General features: G+C 70.1%; 1 pseudogene. It reads left to right on the top strand.

Features of this window, described 5'->3' with window-relative positions:
• Nucleotides 1-15: 15 nt before the first annotated feature.
• A pseudogene (locus tag H0524_RS00005) lies at nt 16-3,256 on the top strand (type I polyketide synthase); the annotation flags it as partial.

Below are 3,256 nucleotides of genomic sequence, written 5' to 3'. Positions count from 1 at the left end.
GGGGGTGGGCGTCGGGTGGATTTGCCGACGTATGCCTTCCAACACCAGCACTACTGGCTGCACGACACCGGAGCCGACAAGGACGTCACCACTGCCAACTGGCGATACCGGGTAGTGTGGCGGGCCTCCAACGTGCCCACCGGGCGGCAGCTGACCGGTGACTGGTGGGTCGTCACACCACGCGCACTCGCTGACGATCCCCGGGCCGCCGCCGTGGCCGACGCACTCACCGCACGCGGCGCGACCGTCGTCCGGCTCACCGACACCGCGCCAGCCGACCGCGACACCCCCGCCGGAGTCGTGTCCCTGCTCGGCCTCGATGACACCGCGGACACCCACGATGCCGGTCTCTCCACCGGAGTCACCAGCACCGTACGCCTGGTGCGCGCCCTCGCCGCCGCCGACTTCACCGGCCGGCTCTGGTGCCTCACCACCGGCGCCGTCGCCGTTGACCCGTACGAGGATCTGCCGCACGCCGCGCAGGCCGGGCTCTGGGGGCTCGGCACCGTGTTGTCCCTCGACTACCCGGGCTGGTGGGGCGGCCTGGCCGACCTACCCGCCGACTGGACGCCCGACACCCTCGACCGGCTCGTTGACGTGCTCACCGACGGCGGCGAGGACCAGATCGCCCTGCGTACCGGTGGGGTGCTGGCTCGACGGATGGTCCGCTGGCCGGTTGCCGGCACCCCGGACCGGCGGTGGCGATCCACCGGCACCGTCCTGGTCACCGGCGGCACCGGTGGCATCGGCGCGCACCTCAGCGAGTGGCTACTCGACCAGGGTGCCGACCGGGTCGTCCTGGCCAGCCGACGCGGGCCGGCGGCGCCCGGCGCCGCCGACCTCGCCGCCCGCCTGCCCGGCGTCCAGGTCGTCGCCTGCGACGTGACCGACCGTGAGGCGGTTGCCACGCTTCTCGACGGGATCGGCGACGACCTGACCGCTGTCTTTCACGCCGCCGGGGTGTTGGGCGAAGCCACCCCGCTCGGCGAGACCGACCTCGACGCCTTCGCCGACGTGTGCCGGGCCAAGGTGCTCGGCGCGACCCACCTCGACGAGTTGCTCGCCGACCGGCCGCTCGACGCGTTCGTCCTCTTCGCCTCCGGCGCGGCCGTCTGGGGCAGCGCCGGACAGGCCGCGTACGGCACCGGCAACGCCTGGCTCGAGGCCCTCGCCCACCAGCGCCGTCACCAGGGTCGTGCCGCCACCTCCATCGCCTGGGGGACCTGGGGTGGCGGTGGCATGGTTGATGACCAGGCCACCGAACAGCTGCTGCGCCAGGGCACCCCACCGATGGAGCCACGACTCGCCCTCGCGGCGTTGCGGCAGGTCCTCGACCACGACGAGAGCCACCTCGTGGTCACCGACATCGACTGGGCCCGGTTCGCTCCGATCTATACCGTAGCCCGGCCCCGACCGCTGCTCGCCGCGCTCCCCGAGGCCGACCAGAGCACGGTGGCCGCCGCGCCGGTTCAGCCGCGGGATGCCTCCGTGCTGGCCGATCTGCCCGAAGCCGACCAGCTGCCGCACCTACTGGACATCGTCCGCACCCACGTCGCGGCCGTCCTCGGGTACGACGTCTCCGCCACCGTTGACGTCCAGCGGCCGTTCCGGGAACTCGGCTTCGACTCGCTGACCGCGGTGGAGCTGCGCAACGCGGTCGGCGAGGCAGTCGGGCTGCGCCTGCCCGCCACCATGGTCTACGACCACCCCACCCCTGCGGTGTTGGCCCGCCACCTGTACGACGAACTCGTCAGCACCGCCGCCGCACCCACCGTCCCATCGACTACCGCCGGACTCGCTCCAGACGAGCCGATCGCCATCGTCGGCATGGGCTGCCGCTATCCGGGCGGCGTCCAGTCCCCTGAAGACCTGTGGCAGCTCGTCGCCACCGGCACCGACGCGATCAGCGCCTTCCCCGTTGACCGGGGCTGGGACGCCGACGCGCTCTTCGACGCCGACCCGGATCAGCCGGGCAGCAGCTACGTGCGCTCCGGCGGCTTCGTCTACGACGCGGGCGGGTTCGACGCCGAGTTCTTCGGCATCTCGCCCCGCGAGGCGCTGGCCATGGACCCGCAGCAGCGGCTCATGCTCGAAGTCACCTGGGAGGCGTGTGAGCACGCCGGGATGAACCCCGAGGCGTTGCGCGGCGATCCGGTCGGCGTCTTCGTTGGCTCCGGCGCCCAGGACTATGGTGACCTGCTCGGTCTCGCCCCCGCCCAGTCCGAGGCGTACCTGAGTACCGGAAGCTCCGCGTCGGTGATCTCCGGCCGGATTTCGTACGCCTTCGGCTTCGAGGGGCCGTCGATGACGATCGACACCGCCTGCTCCTCGTCCCTCGTCGCCCTGCACCTCGCCAGCCAGGCGCTGCGCGCCGGGGAGTGCACCACCGCGATCGCCGGCGGGGTGTTGGTGATGGCGAATCCCACCCCGTTCGTGGCGTTCAGCCGGCAGCGGGGGTTGGCCCCGGATGGCCGCTGCAAGTCGTTCTCCGACAATGCCGATGGCACCGGTTGGTCTGAGGGTGTTGGTGTGTTGGTGTTGGAGCGGTTGTCGGATGCTCGTCGTAATGGTCATCGGGTGTTGGGGGTGGTGCGGGGTTCGGCGGTGAATCAGGATGGTGCGTCGAATGGGTTGACGGCTCCGAATGGTCCGGCGCAGCAGCGGGTGATTCGTGCTGCGTTGGCGAATGCGCGGCTTTCTGCTTCTGATGTGGATGTGGTGGAGGCGCATGGTACGGGTACGACGTTGGGTGATCCGATTGAGGCGCAGGCGATTCTTGCGACGTATGGTCAGGGTCGGGATCAGTCGTTGTGGTTGGGTTCGGTGAAGTCAAATATCGGGCATGCCCAGGCGGCGGCGGGTATGGCTGGTGTGATCAAGATGGTGATGGCGATGCGGCATGGGGTGTTGCCGCGCACCCTGCACGTCGAGACGCCGTCGCGGCAGGTCGATTGGGATGCGGGCGATGTCCGGTTGCTTATTGACCCGGTTGATTGGCCGGTTACCGAGCGGCCGCGGCGGGCGGCCGTGTCGTCGTTTGGGATCAGTGGCACCAATGCGCACGTGATTGTGGAGGAGGCTCCGCTTGTTGAGGCCGCCGAGTCTTCGGTGGGTACGTCTGGTTCTTCGGTGGGGGTGGTGGAGCGGCCGGTGGTGTTGTGGCCGGTTTCTGGTCGGTCGGTTGGTGGTGTGGTGGGGCAGGCTGGGCGTCTTGCTGATTTTTTGGTTGATGCGGATGCGGATGTGGAGTCGGTGG

The organism is Salinispora sp. H7-4 (genome assembly GCF_013416675.1).
Classification (GTDB): domain Bacteria; phylum Actinomycetota; class Actinomycetes; order Mycobacteriales; family Micromonosporaceae; genus Micromonospora; species Micromonospora vitiensis.
The sequence above is the reverse complement of the archived record's forward strand: the minus strand, read 5'-3'. Positions and strand labels throughout refer to the sequence as shown.